General features: G+C 32.2%; 1 protein-coding gene. It reads left to right on the top strand.

Annotated features, from left to right (window positions below):
• The coding region (locus FFO06_RS20720) for an N-6 DNA methylase (RefSeq protein WP_162501222.1) at positions 1–743 on the top strand (743 nt) is incomplete at both ends.

Here is a 743-nt window from a genome sequence, read left to right as displayed (position 1 = left end):
GAGTTTATTATACTCCTGAACCTGTAGTTAATTTTATTGTCCGTTCTGTTAATGATATTTTAGTTAATGAAGAAATTTTTGATTTAGAATATGGTTTAGGAAATCGCAAAGTCACAATTCTTGACCCCGCAACCGGAACAGGAACATTTTTATATGCAGTTATTAAACAAATTCGTGATAATGTTGCTAAATATGGTGTTGATAAATGGAATAGTTTTTTAAGAGACGCAAAACTTTTAAAGCGTTTATTTGGGTTTGAATTATTGATGACTCCCTATACCATAGCGCATTTAAAATTAGGTTTATTATTAGCAGATTTGGGTTATAAATTTGCACCAGCAGAAAGATTAAAAATTTATTTAACTAATGCTTTGGAAGCAGGAATAAAATCCGGGGAATTAATTCCCGGAATTACCCAAATTATCGCGGAAGAATCAAGTCAAGCAGCAAAGGTAAAAACGGAAATTTCTGTAACTGTAGTATTAGGAAATCCTCCTTATTCTGTCAGTTCACAAAATGCGAGTAAACGCAAAAGGGTCTTAAATCAAGATGAAAGATATTTAGCAGATATTGAATATACTGGTTCAGTTTGGAATCGGATTTATAAAACTGGAACAGCGGGTAAAACTATCACCGAATTAACCCACATTGGGGAACTTTTAGAACTATATAAAGGTAGAGTCAGACTGGAAGGAGAAAAGAATATTCAACCTTTAGATGATGATTATATTAAATTTATTCGT

Source organism: Dolichospermum planctonicum (genome assembly GCF_005402965.1).
In the GTDB taxonomy this organism is placed as follows: domain Bacteria; phylum Cyanobacteriota; class Cyanobacteriia; order Cyanobacteriales; family Nostocaceae; genus Dolichospermum; species Dolichospermum planctonicum.
The sequence above is the reverse complement of the archived record's forward strand: the minus strand, read 5'-3'. Positions and strand labels throughout refer to the sequence as shown.